This is a genomic window from Paraburkholderia domus, from assembly GCF_905220705.1.
GTDB lineage: Bacteria > Pseudomonadota > Gammaproteobacteria > Burkholderiales > Burkholderiaceae > Paraburkholderia > Paraburkholderia domus.
The window spans coordinates 145836-168978 of record NZ_CAJNAT010000004.1 but is presented as its reverse complement, the minus strand read 5'-3'; the positions used below and the strand labels follow the sequence as shown (position 1 = coordinate 168978).

At 59.6% G+C, this 23143-nt stretch carries 22 protein-coding genes and 2 pseudogenes; 9 read left to right on the top strand and 15 right to left on the bottom strand.

Annotation, left to right across the window (positions count from 1 at the left end; genetic code table 11):
- Positions 1-83 precede the first annotated feature (83 nt).
- On the bottom strand, positions 84-299 hold the full coding sequence (locus KHO31_RS10990; protein WP_321207312.1) for a hypothetical protein: 216 nt from the start codon (positions 297-299) through the stop codon (positions 84-86).
- Between KHO31_RS10990 and KHO31_RS39235 the strand changes: the two are divergent.
- The 3 genes and pseudogenes from KHO31_RS39235 to KHO31_RS10980 all read left to right on the top strand — a co-directional run.
- Positions 246-410: pseudogene (locus KHO31_RS39235) on the top strand (LysR family transcriptional regulator); the annotation flags it as partial. The gene KHO31_RS10990 and the pseudogene KHO31_RS39235 overlap by 54 nt on opposite strands.
- 215 nt (positions 411-625) lie before the next feature.
- Entirely contained in the window at positions 626-1663 is a 1038-nt protein-coding gene (locus KHO31_RS39825) for a methyl-accepting chemotaxis protein (RefSeq protein WP_211623294.1), read from the top strand.
- A 307-nt stretch (positions 1664-1970) separates the two neighbouring features.
- Entirely contained in the window at positions 1971-2486 is a 516-nt protein-coding gene (locus KHO31_RS10980) for a GFA family protein (RefSeq protein WP_201074529.1), read from the top strand.
- A gap of 197 nt (positions 2487-2683) precedes the next feature.
- Here the strand turns inward: KHO31_RS10980 and KHO31_RS10975 are convergent, their stop codons facing one another.
- The 8 genes from KHO31_RS10975 to KHO31_RS10940 all read right to left on the bottom strand — a co-directional run bounded on the left by KHO31_RS10975 (position 2684) and on the right by KHO31_RS10940 (position 11842).
- Complete coding sequence (locus KHO31_RS10975; RefSeq protein ID WP_211623292.1) at positions 2684-3970, bottom strand: tyrosinase family protein; 1287 nt, start codon at positions 3968-3970, stop codon at positions 2684-2686.
- A 669-nt stretch (positions 3971-4639) separates the two neighbouring features.
- The gene (locus tag KHO31_RS10970) at positions 4640-6319 is read right to left on the bottom strand and encodes an ABC-F family ATP-binding cassette domain-containing protein (protein ID WP_201074525.1); all 1680 of its coding nucleotides are present in this window, start codon (positions 6317-6319) and stop codon (positions 4640-4642) included.
- A 336-nt stretch (positions 6320-6655) separates the two neighbouring features.
- Positions 6656-7318 (bottom strand): dihydrofolate reductase family protein, encoded by a 663-nt coding sequence (locus tag KHO31_RS10965; RefSeq protein WP_211623382.1) that lies wholly within the window; start codon positions 7316-7318, stop codon positions 6656-6658.
- Positions 7319-7649: 331 nt separating this feature from the next.
- Positions 7650-8078 carry an ACT domain-containing protein gene (locus KHO31_RS10960; RefSeq protein WP_211623290.1) on the bottom strand — a complete coding sequence of 143 codons (429 nt, stop codon included), beginning with the start codon at positions 8076-8078 and terminating at the stop codon, positions 7650-7652.
- 64 nt (positions 8079-8142) lie between these two features.
- Positions 8143-9396 (bottom strand): mechanosensitive ion channel family protein, encoded by a 1254-nt coding sequence (locus KHO31_RS10955; protein ID WP_236071180.1) that lies wholly within the window; start codon positions 9394-9396, stop codon positions 8143-8145.
- 411 nt (positions 9397-9807) lie between these two features.
- On the bottom strand, positions 9808-10116 hold the full coding sequence (locus KHO31_RS10950; protein WP_211623288.1) for a hypothetical protein: 309 nt from the start codon (positions 10114-10116) through the stop codon (positions 9808-9810).
- A 455-nt stretch (positions 10117-10571) separates the two neighbouring features.
- A complete protein-coding gene (locus tag KHO31_RS10945; protein ID WP_201074511.1) occupies positions 10572-10916 on the bottom strand; it encodes a DoxX family protein in 345 nt (114 codons plus the stop codon).
- Between the two features lie 2 nt (positions 10917-10918).
- Positions 10919-11842, bottom strand: a complete 924-nt coding sequence (locus KHO31_RS10940) for an NAD-dependent epimerase/dehydratase family protein (protein ID WP_211623287.1) — start codon at positions 11840-11842, stop codon at positions 10919-10921.
- Positions 11843-11949: 107 nt separating this feature from the next.
- Between KHO31_RS10940 and KHO31_RS10935 the strand changes: the two genes are divergently transcribed.
- The 3 genes from KHO31_RS10935 to KHO31_RS10925 all read left to right on the top strand — a co-directional run bounded on the left by KHO31_RS10935 (position 11950) and on the right by KHO31_RS10925 (position 14508).
- Positions 11950-12576, top strand: coding sequence for a TetR/AcrR family transcriptional regulator (locus KHO31_RS10935; protein WP_328822718.1), 627 nt, complete (start codon positions 11950-11952; stop codon positions 12574-12576).
- A 164-nt stretch (positions 12577-12740) separates the two neighbouring features.
- Positions 12741-14312 (top strand): serine hydrolase domain-containing protein, encoded by a 1572-nt coding sequence (locus KHO31_RS10930; RefSeq protein ID WP_211623283.1) that lies wholly within the window; start codon positions 12741-12743, stop codon positions 14310-14312.
- Complete coding sequence (locus KHO31_RS10925) at positions 14293-14508, top strand: glutathione S-transferase family protein (RefSeq protein ID WP_407945931.1); 216 nt, start codon at positions 14293-14295, stop codon at positions 14506-14508. The genes KHO31_RS10930 and KHO31_RS10925 overlap by 20 nt, the downstream gene beginning before the upstream one ends.
- A 158-nt stretch (positions 14509-14666) precedes the next feature.
- Here the strand turns inward: KHO31_RS10925 and KHO31_RS10920 are convergent, their stop codons facing one another.
- Positions 14667-15551, bottom strand: coding sequence for a LysR family transcriptional regulator (locus tag KHO31_RS10920; protein WP_201074504.1), 885 nt, complete (start codon positions 15549-15551; stop codon positions 14667-14669).
- Between the two features lie 78 nt (positions 15552-15629).
- On the opposite strand from KHO31_RS10920, the gene KHO31_RS10915 reads away from it, so the two are divergent.
- A complete protein-coding gene (locus KHO31_RS10915; RefSeq protein ID WP_201074502.1) occupies positions 15630-16931 on the top strand; it encodes an aspartate aminotransferase family protein in 1302 nt (433 codons plus the stop codon).
- A gap of 30 nt (positions 16932-16961) precedes the next feature.
- Here the strand turns inward: KHO31_RS10915 and KHO31_RS10910 are convergent, their stop codons facing one another.
- On the bottom strand, positions 16962-17579 hold the full coding sequence (locus KHO31_RS10910) for a class I SAM-dependent methyltransferase (protein WP_201085620.1): 618 nt from the start codon (positions 17577-17579) through the stop codon (positions 16962-16964).
- A gap of 359 nt (positions 17580-17938) precedes the next feature.
- Here KHO31_RS10910 and KHO31_RS10905 point away from each other — a divergent pair, with 359 nt between their 5' ends.
- Both KHO31_RS10905 and KHO31_RS10900 read left to right on the top strand, forming a co-directional pair.
- Positions 17939-18112 carry a hypothetical protein gene (locus KHO31_RS10905; protein ID WP_201074498.1) on the top strand — a complete coding sequence of 58 codons (174 nt, stop codon included), beginning with the start codon at positions 17939-17941 and terminating at the stop codon, positions 18110-18112.
- A gap of 4 nt (positions 18113-18116) precedes the next feature.
- Positions 18117-18842: a hypothetical protein gene (locus tag KHO31_RS10900; protein ID WP_201074495.1), complete on the top strand. Its 726-nt coding sequence runs from the start codon at positions 18117-18119 to the stop codon at positions 18840-18842.
- Positions 18843-18873: 31 nt separating this feature from the next.
- Here the strand turns inward: KHO31_RS10900 and KHO31_RS10895 are convergent, their stop codons facing one another.
- From KHO31_RS10895 to KHO31_RS10880, 4 genes and pseudogenes are all read right to left on the bottom strand, one after another.
- Positions 18874-19983 (bottom strand): agmatine deiminase family protein, encoded by a 1110-nt coding sequence (locus KHO31_RS10895; RefSeq protein WP_201074493.1) that lies wholly within the window; start codon positions 19981-19983, stop codon positions 18874-18876.
- Positions 19984-20031: 48 nt separating this feature from the next.
- Positions 20032-21144, bottom strand: a complete 1113-nt coding sequence (locus KHO31_RS10890) for a polyamine ABC transporter substrate-binding protein (RefSeq protein WP_201074491.1) — start codon at positions 21142-21144, stop codon at positions 20032-20034.
- 10 nt (positions 21145-21154) lie between these two features.
- A complete protein-coding gene (aguB, locus tag KHO31_RS10885) occupies positions 21155-22069 on the bottom strand; it encodes an N-carbamoylputrescine amidase (RefSeq protein ID WP_211623281.1) in 915 nt (304 codons plus the stop codon).
- 32 nt (positions 22070-22101) lie between these two features.
- Positions 22102-23106, bottom strand: a pseudogene (locus tag KHO31_RS10880) (agmatine deiminase family protein).
- Positions 23107-23143: the final 37 nt, after the last annotated feature.

The following is a 23143-nucleotide window of genomic DNA, read 5'->3' as shown; positions in this document are numbered from 1 at the left end:
GGAAGATAGTTCGGGATTTCGGGGTCGTTTTCTATTTTCACGATCTGTTGACGAGTCGTCGCCGGCACGCGTGCGGCCGAGAATCACGAAAAACGCGGATAGCGGAACAAAGACAGATCAAGCATTGGCCGCGCGACTCGCGTTTCGATTACCCTGAACGCAGCGGCCAGCAGTGCCGCGCCTAACAGGAATCCGACGACGAGCGGGTTCGACCAGCCGCTTTCTGAGGACTGGATCACGCCGATCTGGTCCGCGACGCGCTCGCGACGGGCATGCTCACGACATTGCTCGGCGAGCATCGGATCACCCCAGGACAGTTCTCGATCCTATGGCCATCGAGTCGGCAGTTGTCGCCGAAACTTAGAGTGTTCGTCGATTTCACGTGCGCGAAGCTGTTTAAGGTTCCGTGAACCAGCGGCTCACGAGATTCTGCGTGACGTATAGGCGAAGATCGGCGATGCACGTACCCGGTGCGTCGCCGGTCATCGCATCTTCTGCCTGCACCACCACATGCATCACCAAACGTTTGCGAGGTGCATGACAACGCCTGTGCTGCCCGAGGGACCATCCCGGCCCAATGCTTGCTTTTATGTAGCCACAACATTGCAAACAACGGGACCACGCCATGTCGAATCCGCTCGAAATCGTCGAATTGACGCATCACGTCAAGAAGCTCGCCACCGGCAAAATCTCCGATATCAACGACATCAATCGCGAGACCACTTTCCTCGCACTCAACGCACTGATCGAAGCAGCGCGCGCCGGCCATGCGGGCCGTGGCTTCGCGGTCGTGGCGAATCAGGTCAAGCATGTATCCGCGCGGATCGGCGAAATCACCACGGTGCTCAATCGCGAACTCGCGGGCTCGCTGACCAAGCTGACCGATCTCGGCGACAGCATGATCGAACGGCTGCGCTCGCACGAGGGTCAGCGGTGCGCCGATCTCGCGCTGAACATGATCGACGTGATAGACCGCAATCTGTACGAGCGCTCATGCGACGTGCGCTGGTGGGCGACCGATTCCGCGGTAGTCGACTGTCTCGCCAATAAGAGCGCTGAAACGCGGGCGTATGCATCGCGCCGCCTGTCGGTGATTCTCGACAGCTATACCGTGTACCGCGATTTATGGATCGTCGACGCAGCGGGCAATGTGATCGCGAATGGCCGGCCGGATCTATATGCGGTGCACGATCGCAATGTCGCTGAAGCCGGCTGGTTTCGAGATGCGATGAAAACGCCTTCGGGCGCGGACTTTGTTGCGGGCGATATCGAGGCGCTGCCGCTTCTGAAGCACGCGCACGTCGCAACCTATGCGACAGCGATCCGAGAAAACGGCGCGGTCGACGGCAAGCCGCTCGGCGCGCTGGTGATTTTTTTCGACTGGGCGCCACAGGCGTCGGCGGTCGTTAAAGGCGTGCGGCTCACGGAGGAAGAATGGCGCCGCACGCGCTGCATGATCGTCAATGCGTCGCATCGCGTAATTGCGAGTTCGGACGATAAAGGCGTGCTCGACGAACAGTTCCGTCTGAAAACCGACGGCCGTCCAGCAGGTTTTTATCAACTGACTGATGGCCGTACGGTATCGTTCGCCGCTACCCCAGGGTATGAGAGTTATCGCGGATTGGGATGGTACGGCGTGATCGTGCAGTCACCTCTTGCTTAAGGCTTTGTTGGCCATCTAGTGTGGCGCGACAGCTGGTTGCGGCGGTCCGTCACCTCTCCCGGCAGCGGAGACTCGGCACGCCGGAAATTGCAGACTCATGAGAGACCATGGTCCTCGTGCCTATAATGCACGCCACGATGGTCGCCCGTCTGACGCATCTCACGGCAGGTCGGCGATTCTTCCCGATGGCTGAGCCATCAAGCTGCATGGAAGCCAGTTTACGTAGTGCACCAAATCTTGTACTTTGCAGCATGCTTCACAATCTAAAACTAGCCACTGGCCGGCGCGAAACGTAGCGGAATAGCGAATGGATAAAAGACCTCGGGCGATGGCGACGATTGACTGTGTGTGTGGGCAGGTCACCTATGAGGCTATCGGCGCACCGATTACCAGCGTCATCTGCTACTGCGACGATTGTCAGGAAGGAGCTCGACAGATTGAGTCACTACCCCATGCGACCTCGGTTCAAGACCCGGATGGAGGAACGGCATACCTCGTATATCGGAAGGATCGGGTGAGGTGCCTGAAAGGCACCTCACTGTTGAGATATCACAAGATCAGAGAAGGCTCTGCGACGAATCGAGTGATCGCGACCTGCTGTAATTCGGCAATGCTTCTCGCTTTTGATGATGGCAAACATTGGGTGGATCTGTATCGATCCCGATGCAAGAATGATGTGTTGCCGGTGCAAATGCGCATTTGCACCAAGTTCAAAACCGACGGCCGGACAATTCCAACCGATGTTCCCTATTACTCGCGCTATCCGATGTCGCTCATGATGAAGCTGGTTCTTGCCAAGATGGCAATGTTGCTTCATCGATAAGCGCCCGCACAGCGCGATAGCAAGCCCGCGAGGACCCAGTGGCCATGCCGCCGCTGATGTCGATTCCGAAGACGCGCGTTACTCCAACCGCGAAACGACGATCGCACCAGTCGCCGCGAGACTTCGAGCGCATGTCGCTTCGAGACTTTCAACCTGCGTCGTTGTCCTCTACCCATTGTAGCCGCGGGCTCGATCCACTATGGCGCATCCGTGCCTAGCTCGATTCGTATCTCCTGAATAGCGATCGCGTTGCCGCTCGGCGAGCCGGCAGCATTGATACGCACGAACGAAACCACGATCTGGGACAGTTTATTCACACCTTGCTGCGCCAGCAGATCGGTCACGTCGTAGTTCATCATGTTCATGCCGTGATGTGCCGCGGTCGAAATTTCGAAAGAGCCAAGCGTGCCGACGAAGTACAGCGCCCCTGCGGCATTCACGTCTACGGAAGCGGGCAAATTGATATACACGTTATAGAAGAACCCCCCGGCTTTGGCCGCCTTCGCAAGGGCCACGCCATCGAGAACGAGCTTCACGTACGGGAACTTCGTGGCCGGAGTCGCGGCCAGTGGGCTCGCAGTTGTTGCCGCTGACGAATTGCCTAGACCGACTGCAGGCGAAGTTGTGAGCACACTCTGCAGCGTGTTCGTGCTGGTTGCCTGAAGCGGAATGGCGGCGCTCAAGGAGTTGGTGCCTAGCGACACGTTCGTCACGCCCCCCAACGACTCACGCGTGGAGGACACGGTGCGCGGCGGGGTCGTCGTCAATGCGGCTACTGCCGGGCGCGTCTGATTCGGCATGGTCTGTCCTTGCACACGAATAATCCTCCCATCACGCGCCTGTGGCGGCAATACGGTGGGCATCTTGTCGTTGGCATAGTCGTAGCCCAGCCCCTTCGTCGTGCGCGTAAGGGACTTCGTCATTGTCAGACCGCTTGAGTATGTGAAGCTACCGTTCCAGTAACTATTGTTCGCCGCGGGTACCTTGCTCGTCGAGCGCAGCGACCACGCGTTCCACAAGCGGTCGAGGTTGCAATGATGCAAATAGAAAATCGGATCTATCGGGGCCGTCGTAATGTCGCCCATATCACCGCCGATGATGTCGTGCACCGCATCGTGCGGCACGCTCTCCAGCAAGGTTTCGAATGCGTTGCTCAGGGCGCGCTGAAAGTTTGTCACGCTGGTTCCGAACGGACTCAGAGAGAGCGCCTGATAGACATTCGTGTTCACTCGCGAAACGTAGAGCGGATTGCCACTGGCAGTATCCGTGAATTCCGACGGCATGACGGGATAAGTGTAGTAATCCCAGTAGGGAAGAATCAGGCCGCTATCGCCGGATACGGTTCGCAACTGCTCCTCGAAATAATAGATATAACCACGATGCCACGTCAGAAAGTACGGCAGATCGTGAGGGCAATAATTGAGGTGAACGTTGACCCAGTACTGCCACGACGCGGGCTTGGCGGAATTAGTATTGGCCTTCATCGTTTTAACCGCGTTCAAATACGATGCATAGTGCGGCGTCGTCTTGAACGTTTGCCACTCTAGCCTGATTACGGTCGGCGTCGCTCCGACGCCTAGCCTGGGGAGTGACGCAAGTGCGATTGCCGACGCGGTTCCTTGAACGAACGCGCGCCGCGTGAATGGAGCGGAAATCATGGTGAACTCCCTTGGCGGTGGGAGGATAGAGGGCAGGCTGTTTCGGGTCCGCCGCATTGTCGTTACCTCGAACGACGGACTGGCTGCCTGAAGGGTGTTTGGAAGTATGGATTACTTCCCGAAAGTTTCAACCTAACTTTTAACGCCTTCGGCATCTTATGTGCGCTAGCGCACACGTCCTATGAACCATAGTGGTGTATGCGCGGACTTCGTCTCACGATAGACCGACATGGCTCATACGTTCACAGTCTCAATCGAGACAGCGTTTTTTGAAACGGAGTCACCGTTTGAATGATGCCCATGCAATTAAGCAAGCGAATGACGCTGCATGGCCGGTCACTGCCTCGCGCAATCAGCATACTGCGAACTATTTCCGCCGCTCTCGAGCGGCCTAACTCAAATTTCGCGTGTCCCCATGCTTCCCTGCGTGGCTTCGGCTCGGCTCGCGGAGCAGCGCTATGGCAGCTTCCAAACTGGAACTGCCAGGGCGTTAACTCAGGCGATGACCTTCTGCTCCCCGGCAGCCTGCTCGCGCATGCGACGGGCTTCGTCGCGCAGGAACTGCTGGTAATCGTCCAGATCGCCGTCGAAGGGCTCGACGCCACCCTTGGTGACGAGCCAGAACTCGTCACATACCGCGCGCAGCAGGGACCGGTCGTGACTGACCAGCATCACGGTGCCTTCGAATTCGTTAAGTGCCATGCCTAGCGCTTCGCGTGTGGCCAGGTCGAGGTGGTTGGTAGGCTCGTCGAGCAGCAGCAGGTTGGGGCGCTGCCACACGATCATGCACAACACGAGCCGCGCCTTTTCGCCGCCGCTCATCGTGCCGACCGCCTGATGGACCATGTCGCCACTGAAGCTAAAGGTGCCGAGAAAGGTGCGAAGCGATTGTTCGGTGCCACTCTGGCCGGGGGCACGCAGGTGCGCCGGCGTGTCCTTGGCAAGGCGGATCATGTGTTCCAGCGGCGTATCGAGAGGACGCAGCACGTCGAGTTCCTGCTGGGCGAAGTAGCCGATGTTCAGGCCTTTGCCTTCGCTGATTTCGCCGGCAATCGGCGCCAGCTCGTGCGCCACCGTCTTTACCAGCGTGGACTTGCCTTGGCCGTTGGCACCGAGAATGCCGATGCGCTGCCCGGCCAGCACGGATCGGTTGATGCCTCGGACGATGACCGTCGGCGGCGTGTCCGGCGGTGCGTCGGTCGGCGCCGGGTAGCCGAAGCTCGCGTCCAGCATCGACAACAGCGGGTTCGGGACGTTGAGCGGCTCCTTGAACTCGAAGTTGAACTCTGCGTCGGCAAGCACTGGTGCGATCTTCTCCATGCGTTCGAGCGCCTTGACCCGGCTCTGCGCCTGCTTCGCCTTCGAGGCCTTGGCCTTGAAACGGTCGATGAATTTTTGCAGATGGGCGATCTTGTCCGCCTGCCTGGACATTGCGGCCTGCTGCAACACCAGTTGCTCAGCGCGCATCTCTTCGAACTTGCTGTAGTTGCCGCCATAGCGCACGAGCTTGGCGTTGTCGACGTGCACGGTCACCTGCGTCACCGCGTCGAGGAATTCGCGGTCGTGGCTGATCACGACCATGGTTCCTTCGTAGCGCTTGAGCCACGCTTCCAGCCAGACCAGCGCGTCCAAGTCAAGGTGATTGGTCGGCTCGTCGAGCAGCAGCAGGTCCGACGGGCACATGAGCGCACGCGCCAACTGCAGTCGCATGCGCCAGCCGCCGGAGAAACTGTTGACCGGCTGGCCAAGCTGCGCAGCACTGAAGCCCAGGCCCTGGATCAGCGCCTGGGCACGTGCGGGGGCATCGTGCGCACCGGCGTCGTGCAGGTCCATGTAGGCGTGCGCCATGCGCATACCATCGTCGCTCGCCTCAGCGGCGGTTACTTCGGCCTGCGCGGCCAGCAGTACGGTGTCACCCTCGATGACGAAGTCGGTCGCACTCTGCTCGGTCTCCGGCATCTCCTGCGCGACCTGGCCCATCCTCCATGCAGCGGGAATCGAGAACTCGCCGCCATCTTCGTGCAACGTGCCGTTGAGAAGGCCGAAGAAGGATGACTTGCCGGCGCCATTGCGGCCGACAAGGCCAATCTTTTCGCCAGGGGTGAAAGTGACGGATGCGTGGTCGAGTACGACATTGACGCCGCGGCGCAGCGTGACATTACGGACGGAAATCATAAGGAGCTACTTCGAAGAGGATAGGCATGATAGCCGACCGGACGTAGATGACTTCCTTTTTCTGGCCGCACGAGTGAAGAGCCGCTTGCGCTTTGCGGCGCCCATCGGCCGCAAAGCGAGGCGGGCACTGGCACACCGGGCGATCGCGGGGCCAGCGAACAGACGGTGAGTGGCGGCTCGTGGCCGTCAGATCCGCCGATCTGCCGATCTGCCGTGGGCGTTTTCTCGTAATGCGACCGCGGTATCCAGCAAGAACATGGGCGCCTCAAACAAAGAAAAACCCACAACGTTCCGGTTCAGCGGCGGCGCGGCAGCACCGTCCGCTGCAACCGGTCGTTAGCCGCCATTGTGCCCTTGGCGCCGGAGTACAACATGGGTGGCTTTCTCCGACGCAACGAACTGAACGCATTCGTATCCCAGAGCGCGTGCGTCAATCCCCTCGAACAGTCGCTCTCCCCCGCCCAGCAGGACCGGCGAGATAGCGACGTGCAGCTCATCGATGAGGCCCGGACGAAGATATTGCTGGATAGTGTTAGCTCCGCCGCCAATGCGCACATCCATTCCGTTGGCTGCTTCGCGCGCCCGGTCAAGCGCCTCGTGAATACCGCCCGTCACGAAATAGAATGTCGTTCCGCCTTCCATCTGGATGGGCGCGCGCGCGTGATGCGTCAAGATGAAAGTTGGAAGGTGATAGGGCGGGTTGTCCCCCCACCATCCTTTCCAGTTCATGTCGGCCCAGGAACCGCGAATCGGTCCGAACATGTTTCTTCCCAGAATCCAGGCGCCAACATTCTTGAAGCCCCGCGCGGCGAAGTCGTCGTCGATCCCCGTCGTGCCACCGTCGGCGCCAAATAGGGTCTGTTGGAACGTGCGCGTCGGGACTAACCACTGGTGCAAATCTGTCCCGCCCACGCCGAGCGGATTATTCATGTCTTGACTCGGACCAGCTCCGTATCCGTCAAGCGAAATGGTAAAGCCTTCAACTCGGACGCGTGTCATTTTCATGCCTTCCTTTCGATAGGCGCCTAACGCAATGTCAACCGCAAGACCTGCGGTTTATATCGCTCACGGCGTTATACATTGACCATAAGAATCCAAAAAAAAATGCCTTATCGGCTTGCTCCTCAGCGTTCACTGAAAAAATTCAGCTAAATAAAACGCCCGTGAAACCCCGCGCTCAACAACGCGCAATCCGGCAGTAGTATTGCAATGAAATATGCCGCCGGCCAATCAAAAGTTGCAATACGGCATCGAATTGGTCCGATGCGGGAATATCGCAAAATAGGCGGTCCATGTCTAACGCCAACCCTCTTGATTCCCAATCCGAAAGCTAAGCACCATTTACTAGTTGCTGCGCGATCCCTCCATCCATCTGCAATTGATGAAGCACCTGCATCGCCGTCTGTGCCGATTCGAGAGGAACAAAAATATGATCGTGGTACGCGCCCGCCACCACGTTACAGCTGATGCCGGAATTACCCAATGCACGGGCAAATGCTGCGGTCAACCCCACCGCATCCAAGGCTGAATTCACGGTTAGCGTAATCCAGGCGCATTTGAACAACGCGTTCAAACCGCTGGTCGCCGCGTCCGTCTCACTCGTAACGACCGACAACCCCTCCGGCTCCCGGATTGACGCAACGATGACACTAGGGTCAATGGCATGACCGTCCTTGACCGAAGCAAACACAAACACGCCGGGATTAAGCACCGGCTCCAACGTTTTCAATAAAACAGAAAGATCGGAAACCGGGTTCATACAACCTCCTGTGTCACATCGCTCAAGATCATTCAGCCTTCGTCTAATTTACGGGCAGCATCCGCTAGGGCTGTCGGGATGACGGGCATTCCTGCTGCCAGCAGCGTAAGCCGAACAACGGCACGAGCCCGTAAGCATGGTCAAGCATGTCCGACTGCAGGTTTTCGTAGGGTTCCCAGCGGGTTTCGTCGAGGTATAGAAAGATCTCCAGCGCGACGACGGGCTGACTGGACTGCAATTGGCGGATCACGAGGGGCATGTCGTGGCGGACCGCTGGGTGATCGCGGAAATGAGCAGTCAGATAGAGACGGTACAGGCCCAGGTTCGTGCGGCGCCGTGCATCACCGGGCGCAAGTGCGGCGAGCGGCCGGTTGACATCGTCGTGCAGCCGGGCGAGCAGCGCCTCGTCGGGAAAGCGGACGGTGTCGGCGTCGAAATGAATCGCATGCTTGACGCGCCTGCCGCCAGACTCTGTCATGCCACGCCAGTTCTTCAAGCTATTCGTTAGTAGAACATAGCTCGGCAGCATGACGATCGAGTTGTCGAAGTTTCGCACCTTGATCGTGTTCAACGCGATGTCGATCACGGTGCCGTCGGCGACGAAACCGGGCACCTCGATCCAGTCGCCCACCCGCAGCATGTCGTAGGCGGCGAGCTGGATGCTCGCCACGAAGCCGAGCAGCGAATCGCGGAAGATGATGATGAGAAGCGCCGTCATCGCGCTGAGACCGGTGAGAAAGTATGCGGGCGAACGCTCCAGCAACACCGAAATCACGGCGATCAGCGCGATCACGTACAGCACGATGGTGGCGATCTGCAAAAAGCTCTTGATCGGCCGCACGCTCGAGGATGGGAAGTGGCTGTAGCGCTCGCTGATGCTGCCAAGGAACGCGAGCGACGCGCGCAGCAGCGTGTACACCATGTAGCAGGCCGCGAGCATCGCCAGTGGATGTCCGAGCGATGCGATCAGCGGGAACGTGAGTCCGGAAATCAGGGGGGCGGCCGCGTAGATGATCGCCGCGGGCACAAGCGGCGCGAGTCGATGGAAGACCTTATGGCGCTTGGCGGCTCGCAGCCACTTGCGCCGCTCCTGGCGTGCGAGGCGGCCAACGATCATCAACATGATCGAGCGTGTCACGTAGTAGCAGATCGCGCTCGCCAGCAGAATCGCGAGCAGGAGAGCGGCAACAAGCAGTACCGCGACAAAAGTGCTGTCGGTGTGGACCTGGAAGTGATGCCAGTCCGGTCCGCCCTCGATACGCAGCGCCTTGTCGAGCATAGATCCCCCCATTGTCGGCGAGCCCACTTCGCCGAGCATGTCTGGCCTGACCGGTTGGTTAGCGCGCTGCGGTGGCTCAAGCGCGGCGCCTGCCGCCGCAGGCGTCGCCACCGTGCGAGCTAGGCCGGGCCCGGCGGCGGGCGCATCGCACGAACGCTATTGTAGCGGCGTCGACCGCGGCTTTTTGTTTGTGCCTTTTTTCTGCCGGCCCCCTCCCTCGGCATACCGTGCGTCGTCAGTCGCTGTTATTCGGTCACCTTAATGGCATGCAACCAGTCGGTGGGCCGCAAGCCGCTGCCGGGAAGAGGTCAGTGAGAAAAAAAGACCGCTGTCCGTGAGGGCAGCGGTCTTTCTTACGATGGGTGCCGAATGAGGGACTCGATGTCTCGCTCTACCGCGGCTTTAACTGCTCACGCGCCCGTCAGCATTTGCGCGTCCATGACATTGCTGTTATTGGCCAGCCGGCGACACCACGCTCGGGGTCGCCAACGTGTTGTGACTCCCGGGAGCGTTGGTGAGGGACGTCGCGCTATTGTTCGTGCTATTCGGCAGACCCGAGTTCGGCGACGCTGTGCTCATGCCGCTGTCCGAATTGGTGACGCCAGGCGTGCCGTAGCCGCTCGTTGTATTGGCCGGCGACACGGCGGCCGGCGACACGGTGCTTGGGGTCGCCAGCGTGTTATTGCTCTGTGCATAAGCGCCGCCCGACAGCGTGAGTGCGGCGACGGCGGCGATTAGTGTGCTGGTTGCCTTGTTCATGACCCGTTCCTCCTTGATTGGACTGGAATTTCGACGCAAACGATCCATTCGTATTTCTCCATAGCGGTCGTTGTACGCTTGGCTCGTGGCGCGCAATAAGTCTTCTCAGGCCGGCATTACGCAGTATTGACGACATACAGTGCGCCGACAGCGCGCGATCGAGTCCGTAGCAGCTCATACCCAGTTTACGAAAGCGGTCGCTGATAATTAAGCGCATTGTTCGCAACGGTGAATTTCGATTTCGGGAATACCCCTAATGGGTCCTGGTCCCCAATCCGAGGCCTGCGTGGTTCGCCCCCCAGCTATCGCTACAAAAAGCAAACGCGTGACGCACGTGATCAAATTGGAGTTGCTCCAATGCCGCTATCCGTGTGCGTATTTCAAGTACCTGCAGCATGGATTGCCCGCGCGGCCTGTTAGCGTCCCGGGCTCGCTCGCCTGGTGGCGAGCAAGCCTCAACCGCGGAGCGCCACGGTAGCCACAATGAGCCCCGAGAAGATCAGCGCAGGGGCGAGATGCCCGAACGGCTCCCGGTTTCGTAGCAACGTGAAGAGCACGGCGACCAAGATAGCGCCGGCGAGCATCAGGCCCAGGACTCTGGTTTGTTGTCCAAAAAGAAGTGCCGCACACAACAGCTCAAGAGCGCCACAGAGCAAATGAAACCATGCCGGGTAACCCCAGCGCGCGAAGTCGCGCTTCACCGCGCCGCGTCCTGTGAGATTGACCACCCCAGCAATCGCGAACAGAACCGCTACGATCATCACGAGAATCGATTCGAAAGATGCACTGTTCCACGCCATGGTCATGCTCCGTTGATTTGCTGAAAGTGCTTTCGTTCAGAGAGGTCCGCGATCAGGCCGGGGCCATGGGGCTTCCACGCAAGAACTCGCCGGGCATGCTGGCCGCTTACTGCCTGGTCGAGCGCGAGTGCGTCAGCGAACGGTCCAAGTGATTGGCGAGCATCGTCGAGTGGCCAGAGTTCGACGCGATCGGCGCCTACCGAGGCCCGAATCGCTTCACCCATTTCGGCAACCGCAACGGCGTCTTCCGCGACCACGTTGAAGATCTGTCCCGTGACTCGATCGTCCCCGCTTGCCGCCCGCTCCACCGCGCTCAGGTAAGCCGTGGCGAGATCATCGACGTGAACGGCAGGCCAGTGGTTGCGGCCATCGCCGACGATCCTCACACTGCCGGTCTGACGGACCATGCCGGCAAGCATGCCGAAGACGCCGCCGCCGTAGCCGTGCACCATCGCCGGCCTGAGGATCACTGCGGCAATCGAGCGGCTTGCTGCTAGCGCCTGCACACGTTGCTCCACAGCAGGCCGCCAGGCGATGAGTGGTGTCGGGTTCAGCGCCGATGCTTCAGTCGCGGGCCCCCCCTCCGTATTGCCGTAGACCCAGGTGCCCGACGTATAGACAAACGCCGCGCCCGGACGCAAATGCGAAAGCATCGCTACAACCGCGGCCTCATCAGCAACAGCGGCGGAAGCATCGTTGGTCGACGCGGCGTGCACCACGCCATCAGCGGCACCGGCAGTTGCAGCGAAAGACTCTGGCTCACGCAGGTCACCGGAATGCAGTTTCACACCGAGACCTGCCAGCGCGCTGGCGGCCGCCGAACTGTCCTGGCGCACCAGCGCCGTCACCTGATGACCGAGGCTGATTGCCTTGCGCGCGACCGCTTGCCCGATGAAGCCAGTACCACCTGTAATGAACAGTTTCAAAGCGTTCTCCAATGAATACCTGCGAAGTTGAATAGTCACACAAACGAGACTCATCGGTCTCGTTTTGACAAATCTAAACGAGACTGCCCAGTCTTGTCAACTACTTGATGATCTGTTATTTATCTCGCATGCACACTTCTTCTTTCCCCGGCCTGAGCCCGCTGCAATGCCGCAAGCGATCTGCAATCCTCGAAGGCGCGAAAACCGTTTTCTTACGCGAGGGTTTCGGTTTGGCAACGATGGACGATGTCGCCTCGGCCGCCGGCGTCGGCAAACAGACGGTCTACCGCCACTTCAAGTCGAAGGAGGCGCTCTTCGTTGGTCTGGTGAGCGCGATGTGCGCTCAGGTGGGCGCGCTGCTTGCCAGCGCTCAGGGCGAGCAATCCGATGGCGCACCCGAAGTCGAGTTGCACGAGTTGGGATGGGTGATGGCACGAAGCCTTATTACGCCGGATAGTCTGGGGCTTTACCGGGCCATCGTTGCCGAGGCCGCGCGTTTTCCGGAACTCGGCCAGGTGTTTTACGAAAATGGTGCAAAGGTCGTGCGTGCCTTCGCCGCAACAATTCTCCGAAAGCGATTTGACGAATCGACTGCTGCATTGCGGGCAGCGACATTCGTCCAGTTGACGCTAGGCGACGCGCATCTGGAACTGACACTTGGCTACACGGTGCCTGATGTTGAAGCGCGCTTTGCGGTGCAGATTGACGAGGCGGTAGCGGCTGCACTTCGCTAGGGTACTTGCCCCGCCGTTGCACCTGTTGGCATACCCGATGTAGTCTCCGCTCAGGTTGATGGTTGGAGGCGAGAAAGCTTGTTCAATGAGACGAGCACGTCGCATCGCGCTTGCGCATTATCGTCAGAAGGCGACCCGTCACTCATCACGTGGAGTTGATGCTCATGCAGGCTAAAACGCTTTTCCATTTAAGCCTTGCGTTGGGCCTATGGGTTCTGATGACTTCACTCGGCAATGGAACTGCGCAGGCACAGGACGCCATTCAGCCTGTTTGGCCGACCAAAGAATGGCTGACCTCCACGCCGGAAGAACAGGGCATGGATTCGTCGGAACTCGCCACGCTGGTCGACTTTGGGGGAAGCCATAGCTTTGACAGTCTGCTCGTCGTGCGTCACGGGCGAATTGTGACAGAGGCCACTTACGCGCCCTACACGGCGGACACTCCGCACGATATTCACTCGTGCACCAAAGCAATTATCGGCACGCTGGTTGGAATGATCTACAAGGACGGCCAGCTCGACCGTCTCGATCACCCCGCGCTGGACTTTTTCACCGATCGCCACATCGCGAACGTCGACGACAGAAAGAAAGCCATAACAGTCCAAAACCTCCTGGATATGACCTCCGGGTTTGATTGGGATGAGGGATTTGAGGGCGGCACAGAACAATCCGTCGCAGATCTGCAACGAAGTCCCAATTGGACTCAATTCATTCTTGATCGCCCCATGGCACGTCCACCGGGAGAGTCTTTTTATTACAACAGCGGCAATCCGCATGTGCTTTCCGCGATCATTACCAGGCTTACGGGAAAAACTGCCGAAGATTACGCGAAGGAAAAGCTTTTTGTTCCGTTAGGCATCACCACTTGGCGCTGGGGCCGCGATCCTCAAGGTCTCACGATCGGAGGATCGACGCTGGCCTTGCTGCCGCGCGATATGGCCAAGATTGGCTATTTGTATTTGCACCATGGTGAATGGGAGGGAAGGCAACTGTTGCCCCCCGGTTGGGCGGATGTTCTGCGTCACCCGACAGTGAATATGCATGCGTCCTACGATCCCAACCAACGCTACTCGAACCTGTTTTGGGTATTTCCCGGCGGACGCGTCTTCATGGCAAATGGCTGGCACGGCCAGAACATAGCGGTGTTTCCGGATCTGGATGTCGTGGCGGTGGTGACTGCTCACAAATACGTTTCGCAATTCGCGCTGATCGAAGGTATTTACGCAGCGGTCAAGTCCGATTCGGCGCTCTCGCCAAACGTAAACGCCGCTGAGTTGCTCACAATTGCGATCAACGATGCCTCGGTCGAAAAACCTGCGGCCGTTGGCCCAACGCCTGTGATTGCTTCCTCTATCTCGGGAAGGACCTACAAATTTCCTGACAACGCGCTAAAGCTAAGGTCGCTTCGCCTGTTTTTGACTGACCCTCATCCGCATGTTGAATTCGAAACCTATGCGCATGATTCGGCCACTTCTTCGGTGAAGTACGACGAGCCGATCGGACTTGATGGGCTATATCGCAGGGGTTCGCCGTTGAAATCTGGCCCCGCCGCAGGTTACATCACGGCCACGAAAGGAACATGGTTGAACGGGCAGCGGTTTGTAGTCGACTTGCGGGTTCCGGCATTCGGCGTACAACGCAAATATCTCTTATCGTTTAGTGGCGAGAAGCTCCATCTTCGCTTCGAGGATGGGGATGGCCGGGTGGTGTCGGTTGATGGCGAGCAGGGCGATTAACCGCATTGATGCGCCGTTTCGTCCCGACGTCGAGTTGATGGTGTCGGTGTTACTCAGGTTGAAAGCATCGGGTTTGCTGGACGAATATCCGAACCTCTCCGCCTATGTCGCTCGCGGCGAAGCGCGGGCCGCCTACAGGCGTGCTTTTGACGCTCAATTGGCGGTTTTCACTGGCAAGCCACCGACCAGCTTATGAAGGTCAGCTCTGCGAAGTTGAACGTCGGCTATGGAGCTTCGCAAGGTTTCATCCCCGGTGGCCGCCTGAATCTCCGCTTTCGCCCACTTAGCGATCCACGCTGCACGATTCCGTTGAGCTTCCTGCAGGTAGCGACGCTCGTACCTCAGCCTGTTCGCTCACAGCAAGGGCAGCGTCAATTTGATGTGCTCAGCGAATACCGTCGTCAGATGTGAAGGACGCTCTCGCTCGAACTTCAGAGCAATGCCTACGGTGGGCAACGGCGGAAGCGCAGGATCGCCATTGAGTATGGTGAGATCCGGAGCGACGGCAGTCTGTGTGATAACGGCCACGGCCTGCCCAGAGCGGACGAGCGCCGTGAGGCCGGCAAGACTGCTGCTCGCATAGGCGATGCGATAGGCCCTGCCAGCGCGTTGCAGCGCCTCGCAAGCCGCCACGTGGTCGAGCGTGTCCGGATCGGAAAGCGCCAGCGGCAACGGGTCGAAGTGCGCGGAATCCAGTCCCGCATAGCCAACCCAGACTAACGGTTCACGGCGAATGATGTCCTCATTCGGGGTGTCCTCCGGCAACGAGATCAAGGCAAGGTCCAGTGCATGCATCTCCAGTTGTTCGAGCAATCGTGGCGTGGGCGCGCAAATGACCTCCACCAGCGCATGCGGGTGTTGACTCGAGAACTGACGCAATAAATGCGGGAGGAAAACGGCGGCGTAGTCGTCCGGGCAGCCGAAGCGAATCGTCCCGGACAGCCCTTTGCCGGACAGATCGGCCATCGCCTCGTCGTGCAATCGCAGAATGCGTTGGGCGTGGATCAATAGGCGTTCGCCGGGATTCGTCAGCACCACGCCACGACCCGTTCGCTGAAACAGCGGCTGATCGACGATTTCTTCGAGGCGCTTCATCTGCTGACTCAACGCAGACTGGGTCCGGCCGATCCGGTTGGCCGCACGACTCAACGCCCGCACTTCGGCAATGACGACAAACGAACGCAGCAGATCGATTTCGAGTGAGAGACTCAAGGTATTAGGCCCGTTTCTAGCTTCCATAAGAACTATTCGATTCTATGAAAGCAGAGAGCCATCTAGACTGCAAGCTATTCCCGCCATGAGCCAAGGAGAAGCAAGGTGTCCCGGAACCATGATGCAACGTTTTGGCAAAACGCCAGGCAGCACCTCATCCGCTACGGCGGCACCTTCGAGCCGATGATCATTGAGCGCGCCCTAGGCAGCTTCGTCTATGACGCAGACGGCCGCGCGATCCTGGATTTCACCTCGGGGCAGATGAGCGCGGTGCTTGGGCACAGCCATCCGGAAATCGTGTCGGTCATCAACGAATACGCCGGCAAGCTTGACCACCTCTTCAGCGGGATGCTTTCGCGACCAGTGGTCGACCTGGCAACCCGGTTGGCCGACATTACGCCTGACGGCCTCGATCGGGCACTGTTACTCAGTACCGGCGCGGAGTCGAACGAGGCCGCCATTCGCATGGCGAAGCTGGTCACCGGCAAATATGAAATCGTTGGGTTTGCGCAGTCGTGGCACGGCATGACGGGGGGCGCGGCATCTGCAACCTACAGCGCCGGTCGCAAGGGCGTCGGTCCGGCGGCCGTCGGCTCCTTCGCGATCCCCGCCCCGTTCCAGTACCGGCCGCGCTTCGAGCGCAATGGCGAATACGACTATCTGGCAGAGCTGGACTACGCCTTCGATCTCATCGATCGTCAATCCAGTGGCAATCTCGCGGCGTTCATTGCAGAGCCGATCCTCAGTTCCGGCGGGATCATCGAACTGCCGGAGGGCTACATGGCCGCACTGAAGCGCAAATGCGAGGAGCGCGGCATGCTGCTGATCCTCGACGAAGCGCAAACCGGGATCGGGCGTACGGGCACGATGTTCGCCTTTCAGCGCGATGGCGTCACGCCTGACATTCTCACCCTTTCAAAAACGCTGGGCGCCGGTCTGCCACTCGCGGCCGTCGTGACCTCCGCAAAGATAGAGGAGCGCGCCCACGAATTGGGTTACCTGTTCTATACGACCCATGTGTCCGATCCGCTTCCCGCCGCCGTCGGTCTGCGGGTGCTGGATGTGGTCGAGCGCGAGGGGCTGGTTGCGCGCGCGAATCTGATGGGCGATCGACTCAAACGCGGCCTGATGGATCTAATGGAACGTTTTGAGTGCATCGGCGACATTCGCGGACGAGGCTTGCTTCTGGGTATGGAGATCGTCAAGGACCGACGCACGAAGGAGCCGGCGGATGGGCTTGGTTCAAGGATCACTCGCGAGTGCATGAACCTGGGGCTCAGCATGAACATCGTGCAGTTGCCGGGCATGGGTGGTGTCTTCCGGATCGCCCCTCCGTTGACCGTCCACGAGGACGAGATCGACTTGGGCCTGGCGCTGCTCGGGCAGGCGATCGAGCGTTCGCTGTAGTCACTTCAGTGTTGCGGCGGCAGATTCAGCTCAATGCGGCTTAACGCAGTGGCAATAGATGAAATGCTGGACGCGCCCGGCCGGCGTGACGTGCGCTTCTTCATCGTGTTCGACCAGTTCGAATGCCGGGCCGAATTCATCGTGTAGCGAATCGGCGTCGTACTTGACTACGGGAAGACCGCTGCACTCGGCCGGGCCGTCAGGAGCGAAGGTGGCAACGATCACGTGGCCACCCGGCTTGACCGCCCGCATTACCTGATCGACATACGCGCGGCGGTCGGCCTCGTCTGTGAGAAAGTGGAACACCGCGCGGTCGTGCCAGACATCGAAAAAACGCTCCGGCAAGGGCGCAGAAGTGACATCCGCTTCGATCCACTGCACGAGTCTGGATTGTTGTCCGAGTCGCCGGCGCGCCACGGCCAGCGCTTCGCCGGAGAGGTCCAGCACGGAAAGATTGTGATAGCCATGAGCGACCAGATCGTCGGCCAACGTTGACGCACCGCCGCCGACATCGATGATCGCAGCATCAGGCCCGATGCCGATTCGTTGAATCAGACCCAGCGACAGCGTCGCATGTGGCTGATACCAACTGACTTCGGTCGACGATTTCGCCGTGTAGATGTGTTCCCAATGAGTCTTCGATTGCATCGCATTTCCTACGAGTTTCGTTGACCCCGCCGGACGACCGAGTACTTGCGCGACCGTTTCGCAACCGCACTGATCGATCAGGTTGTCCGGTTTTGCTTTAACACCTTCATACCGCTATTTTGCACCCAACTTCGAGCCGGTGCTCCGTTGCGAATCGGCCGTTTCGTCGTGACGCGATAGTGAACAGCGAGGAGGCAGATAGGCCTCTGCGTTGGACCGCGCATGCGATCGATCTGATCATTGAGCCGGGCGGCTGAATTGACGAACGCCTCCAGAATCGGGCGCTATGCTTGGGCGCTGCACCGCTATCCGCGCTTCACTGAACATCACCGCTTCTGCATCCGCTACTCGATTCACGTATGCTGCGAATGGAATCATTACGCGATCTTCAGAATGCGCGACAAGAAATCAGCAAGAGCGAGGCCCGTAACCCGTTTCAGCAACAGGCTTTGCAAACTGTTGCCCAGGTTCGCGGTGCAAATATGCGCATTCGCGTGCACGGCCATAACCGCTTTGCCGGCGTATTCAGGTGAACTGATGCAAGTGCCAGTCCGGGGGTCGCAAACCCAGGCAGTCTTCATCGAACGGCCAGCCAGCGCGCCACCATGGGTCATCGTATTGTTTGCCGGAGATGACGGTGTGGTCGCCCTTGGCGAGGCCGGCCCGACGACAATGAAGGCAAATTTCCTCCTCCGGACCGCCGGATACTGGACTTCTGCGGGCGACGCGATCGCTGTCGTCGATGCGCCATCGGATCAATCATCCGGTATGAATGACGCATTCCGTCTGAGCGAAGCTCACGCTCAGGACTTACACGTCATTGTCGCAGCGCTCAGGCAACGCTTTCCCTCCGCAAAGATCGCACTTGTTGGCACCAGCCGAGGCACGATTTCGGTTGGCAATGTGCTCCAACGCGAGCCACGGCTGGCCGACGCGTATGTACTGACCTCGCCCGTCACGATCGGCATGCGTGGCGAGCGCGGGCTTTCGGGCATGCACTGGGACCTCGGCGCTACGCCGGTTCTGGTGGTATCGAACGAGAATGACGGATGTCCGGTTTCACCGTTTAGAGCGGCCCGCGCGCTCGCTGAGGACAACCGGTTGCAGTTCCTCGCAGTATCAAGCAGCGAGCGCGGCGGAGCTCGCGCCAGTGAATGCGGAGCGAAGTCGCCGCATGGCTTTCTTGGCATCGAGACGCAGGTGCTGTCCGCAGTCTCACGATGGCTCGAAGATCCGGGTTCAATGGGATCCCTGCCGCACTAGCGGGCCGTCTTGCAGCGGCTCGCGAATCTGATCAGCTGGGTTGCTGCTGTGTGGTGCAGTGGATGCCCCCACCGCCGGCCGCTACGCCATCGATATTCAGTTGGATCACATCCCGGCCGGGAAACAGATCCACGAGAACGTCACGCGTATTGCGGTCTGCTTTGCCGTCGCCGAACGCCGGGGCGATCACCGCGTGATTGCACACATAGAAGTTGATATACCCAGCCGCGAACTGATCGTTCTCATACTTCCGGCGCACCGTCTTCGGGCCTTGCAGCGCCACCACCTTCAATGGACGCCCCTTCGCATCAGTGGATTTGCGCAAGATATCCAGATGGCGCTTCGTCACTGCGTGATCGTAGGAAGACGGATCCGGATCGAACCCGGCAACCACGACACCTGGGCTCGTAAAGCGCGCGTAGAAGTCGGTATGGCCGTCGGTAATATCCTTGCCTGCAATGCCCGGCAGCCAGATGATTTTCTGCAGCCCGAGCAGGCGGGACAACTCCGCCTCGCACTGCGCCTTGCTGAGACCCGGATTGCGATTGGCATTCAGCACACAGCTCTGCGTGATAATGGCCGTGCCTTCGCCGTCCACTTCAATGCCGCCGCCTTCCAGCACCAGATGCGTTTCGAGCAATCTTGCCCCGGCGCGACGCGCAACGAAGGCTGCGACTTCCGCGTCCTGTTCGTGCTCCTGTTTGTGACCCCAACCGTTGAAGTTAAAGCCCACGGCGCCGAGTTGGCCCGCGGGGCCCTTGACGAACACGGGCCCGGTATCGCGCATCCACAGGTCATCGACTGGTTGAGGCACGAGCTCGACCGAAGCACCGCAAAGGCGAGCGGCGATGTCGTGGTCTTCGTCGCGCACCAGCATTTTCACCCGCTCGTGTGCCGCGATGGCCTTGGCGATACCCGCCAGATTTTCTCTTACCACGGGCAGCAATTTGCCACCCCAGATTTCCTCGCTGGGGCCGAATGCCATCCAGGTCGCGGCGTGGGCGCCGCCTTCGTCCGGCATCTGCCAGCTGTCACTCTGTGCGCGCGCCATCGTGCTGAAACCGCTGCCCAGCGCACCCGATAACAGCGCGCCGCCGGAGGCCAGCAGTCCCCGTTTCAGGAAATGACGTCTTGTCGTCATGGAAAACACCTCAAGCAGATCGGTAAAGCGTGATGCATAGTCGGCCATTCAGGGCTTGCTCGCCTTGAGGCCGAGCCAGATTCGCCCCTCCAGACGAGCGGTGGCGGGTGCTTCGACCACCGGCGTAAACAGAGTCCGTTTCTTTTGCTCATTCGGATAGATGTTCGGATTATTGACCAGCGCGGGGTCCATCAGCTTCAGTGCGCCCAGATTGGCATTGGCGTATCGCGTGGCATTAGATATTTTCGCCACGACGTCCGGCCGCAAGATGTAGTTGATGAACGCATGCGCGTTGTCCGGATGCTTCGCGGTCTTGGGAATGACCATGCCGTCGAACCACATCAGGCTGCCCACGCTCGGGATGTCGTAGACGATGTCGCGCTTGCTGTCCAACTCCCGCGCCTTTTGCGAGGCCAGGTTGATCGCGCCGGAGTAGCCCACCATGACGCACAGTTCGCCGTCGATCAACTCGTTGGCATTGGCCGAATCGACGAACAGATGAATAGTCGGCCGGGCTTTCAGCAGCATGGTCTGCGCGACGGCATAGTCTTGCGCAGTCGGGTTTACCGGATCGCGGCCGACATAGCGCAGCGCCAACGGCAGCACCGTGCTCGCGGAGTCCTGCAAGCCGATACCGCAGTGCGCGGCGATGCGCGACGCAATCGCCGGATTGAACAGCAGGTCCATGCTGTCGGCGGGCATGTCCTTCCCGAGGATGGCACTGACCTTGGCGCGGTCGTATCCCACGCCCACGGTGCCCCACATGTACGGAACGCCGTACTGATTGCCGGGATCAGACTGCGCCATCAGTTTCATCAGCGCGGGGTCGAGGTACTTGAGGTTCGGCAGTTTGCTCTTGTCGAGCTTGCGAAACGCGCCGGCCTGGATCTGCTTCGCCATGAAGTCATTGGTCGGCCATACCAGGTCGTAGCCACTGTCGCCCGTCATCAGTTTGGACTGCAATGTTTCGTCGCTGTCGTAAGCGTCGTAACGGACTTTGATGCCGGTTTCCTTCTGGAACTCGGACAAGGTGTCTGGGGCGAAATAATCGCTCCAGTTGTACAGGTTCAGTACTTTCTCTTCCTCGGCATGGGATTGCCCGACCAACAGGCAGAGACAAAGTCCGAGGCCGGTGAACGCAGGCAACCAGTGCTTTTTCATGACATATTCCTTAGCGATAGCAGGACGAGGCGCCGTCGCTGGTCAGCAGCGTGCGATACATCTCCGGGCGGCGATCGCGGAAAAATCCCCACGACTGTCTATCCGCGCGAATAGCGTCCAGATCGAATGTGTGCAGAAGAATGGTTTCGTCCGTGCGATTGGCTTCGGCCAGTTTCACGCCCGTGTGATCCGCAATGAAACTGGACCCGTAGAACACGCCGGCCAGACCCTGTTGCTGCGGATTGCCGTTGCCGAAACCGACTTCACGGCCGATCCGGTTAGCCGCCACCACCGGCACCATGTTGGCTGCCGCATGGCCCTGCATCGTGCGTTGCCAGTGCCCCGCCGAGTCGAAGTCGCTGCTGAACGGCTCGGACCCGATGATGGTCGGAAAGCACAGAACTTCCGCACCCATCAGCGCGAGGCTGCGGGCCGTCTCCGGATACCATTGATCCCAGCAGATGCCGATGCCGATCTTGCCGAAGCGCGTGTCCCACACCTTGAAGCCGGTGTCGCCCGGCGTGAAATAGAATTTCTCCGTATAGCCGGGGCCGTCCGGAATGTGCGTCTTGCGATACACGCCGAGTACTGTGCCGTCGGCATCGGCGACGGCAATCGAGTTGTAGGCGGCATTGCCGGCCCGCTCGAAAAACCCGATGGGCAATACAATGCCAAGTTCGCCGGCGAGTCTCGCGAAGCGGGCAATCCTCGGGTTGCCCTCGAACGGCTCGGCCAACTCCAGATGCTGCACGTTCTGATCCAGACAGAAGTACGGCATCATGAAAAGCTCGGGGCACAAAACGAGGTTGGCGCCCTGCCTTGCGGCCTCACGGATCAATCGTTCCGCGGTGGCCATATTGTCTTCAAAGGTCCAACTGCCCGATGCCATTTGCACCGACGCTACGGTGATGTTTCGCGACGACATGTGAAGGTTCCTTCGATCGGATTCGGTCTGGATCAGTGAGCAGTGACAGCGGGCTGCTGCTGCGTCGAGCAATGAATACTGCCGCCGCCGATCGACAAAGCGGGAATCGGCAACAACTCCACGCGCCGCGCCGGGAACGCCTGAGCGAAGACCTCGCGCGCGGCCTGGTCCTGTTCCACGCCAAACGCGGTCGAGATCACCGCGCCGTTGACCAGGATGTAGTTCGCGTAGCAATCGCAGTAGCGCTCGGACCCATAGCGTTCGCTGATAATCGGCGACGGCAGATCGAGCAGTTCAAAGTGCCGCCCGGCAGCGTCGGTGGCTAATTCCAGTGCTCGGCGATTCTCACGCATCACATGAAAGTAATCGCCCTGCACCGGACTCGCGGTCTGGAACAGCATCTTGCCCGGCGCGATGAAGGACGCAATGCCGTCCACGTGCCCATTGGTTTCCACTTCATCCGGATTGCCAGGCAACCAGATAATCTTCTCCACCCCCAGCATGCGCCTGAGTTCGGCCTCGATTTCAGCGCGGTTCATGTGCGGATTGCGGTTCGGATGCAGCAGGCAGCTTTCCGTCGTGACCAGCGTGCCCTGCCCGTCCACGTAAAACGCGCCGCCTTCCAGCACCATGTGAGAGTTGAAGATCTGCGCCCCGGCCGCGCGGGCGATGTCCTGTCCCACCTGCTGGCAGCCGTCGTAAGGCTAGTATTTCTCGCCCCAGCAATTGAAGCGGAACGCGGCGGCGCCCAGCTGGCCACGCTCGCCCAGCAGAAAAATCGGCCCGCAGTCGCGCAGCCAGTTGTCTTCCGCGGCGACGGCAAGAACCTCGACACGGTTGCCGAGCAATTCGCGCGCGGCATCCGCCTGGCTGTGGTGAGCGCTCACCACGCAGCGCTGATAGCGGGCGACCGTCTGCGCGACCAGCGCAAACTCCCGGCAAACCCGCAGATAGTGACTCCCCCACAGGTCTTCGCGGCCTTCCAGAATCGGCCATCCCAACCAGGTGGTGTCCATCGTTTCCCATTCAGCGGGCATCCGGTAGCCATATTGGCGTGCGTCGAAGCGAATCATC

Bases quoted from the DNA above. Each gene is read 5' to 3' on its own strand.
- KHO31_RS10990 (WP_321207312.1), bottom strand. From the start codon at position 299: ATGCTCGCCGAGCAATGTCGTGAGCATGCCCGTCGCGAGCGCGTCGCG.
- KHO31_RS39825 (WP_211623294.1), top strand. From the start codon at position 626: ATGTCGAATCCGCTCGAAATCGTCGAATTGACGCATCACGTCAAGAAG.
- KHO31_RS10980 (WP_201074529.1), top strand. From the start codon at position 1,971: ATGGATAAAAGACCTCGGGCGATGGCGACGATTGACTGTGTGTGTGGG.
- KHO31_RS10975 (WP_211623292.1), bottom strand. From the start codon at position 3,970: ATGAAGGCCAATACTAATTCCGCCAAGCCCGCGTCGTGGCAGTACTGG.
- KHO31_RS10970 (WP_201074525.1), bottom strand. From the start codon at position 6,319: ATGATTTCCGTCCGTAATGTCACGCTGCGCCGCGGCGTCAATGTCGTA.
- KHO31_RS10965 (WP_211623382.1), bottom strand. From the start codon at position 7,318: ATGACACGCGTCCGAGTTGAAGGCTTTACCATTTCGCTTGACGGATAC.
- KHO31_RS10960 (WP_211623290.1), bottom strand. From the start codon at position 8,078: ATGAACCCGGTTTCCGATCTTTCTGTTTTATTGAAAACGTTGGAGCCG.
- KHO31_RS10955 (WP_236071180.1), bottom strand. From the start codon at position 9,396: ATGCTCGGCGAAGTGGGCTCGCCGACAATGGGGGGATCTATGCTCGAC.
- KHO31_RS10950 (WP_211623288.1), bottom strand. From the start codon at position 10,116: ATGAACAAGGCAACCAGCACACTAATCGCCGCCGTCGCCGCACTCACG.
- KHO31_RS10945 (WP_201074511.1), bottom strand. From the start codon at position 10,916: ATGGCGTGGAACAGTGCATCTTTCGAATCGATTCTCGTGATGATCGTA.
- KHO31_RS10935 (WP_328822718.1), top strand. From the start codon at position 11,950: ATGATCTGTTATTTATCTCGCATGCACACTTCTTCTTTCCCCGGCCTG.
- KHO31_RS10930 (WP_211623283.1), top strand. From the start codon at position 12,741: ATGCAGGCTAAAACGCTTTTCCATTTAAGCCTTGCGTTGGGCCTATGG.
- KHO31_RS10925 (WP_407945931.1), top strand. From the start codon at position 14,293: ATGGCGAGCAGGGCGATTAACCGCATTGATGCGCCGTTTCGTCCCGAC.
- KHO31_RS10920 (WP_201074504.1), bottom strand. From the start codon at position 15,551: ATGGAAGCTAGAAACGGGCCTAATACCTTGAGTCTCTCACTCGAAATC.
- KHO31_RS10910 (WP_201085620.1), bottom strand. From the start codon at position 17,579: ATGCAATCGAAGACTCATTGGGAACACATCTACACGGCGAAATCGTCG.
- KHO31_RS10905 (WP_201074498.1), top strand. From the start codon at position 17,939: ATGCTGCGAATGGAATCATTACGCGATCTTCAGAATGCGCGACAAGAA.
- KHO31_RS10900 (WP_201074495.1), top strand. From the start codon at position 18,117: ATGCAAGTGCCAGTCCGGGGGTCGCAAACCCAGGCAGTCTTCATCGAA.
- KHO31_RS10895 (WP_201074493.1), bottom strand. From the start codon at position 19,983: ATGACGACAAGACGTCATTTCCTGAAACGGGGACTGCTGGCCTCCGGC.
- KHO31_RS10890 (WP_201074491.1), bottom strand. From the start codon at position 21,144: ATGAAAAAGCACTGGTTGCCTGCGTTCACCGGCCTCGGACTTTGTCTC.
- aguB (WP_211623281.1), bottom strand. From the start codon at position 22,069: ATGTCGTCGCGAAACATCACCGTAGCGTCGGTGCAAATGGCATCGGGC.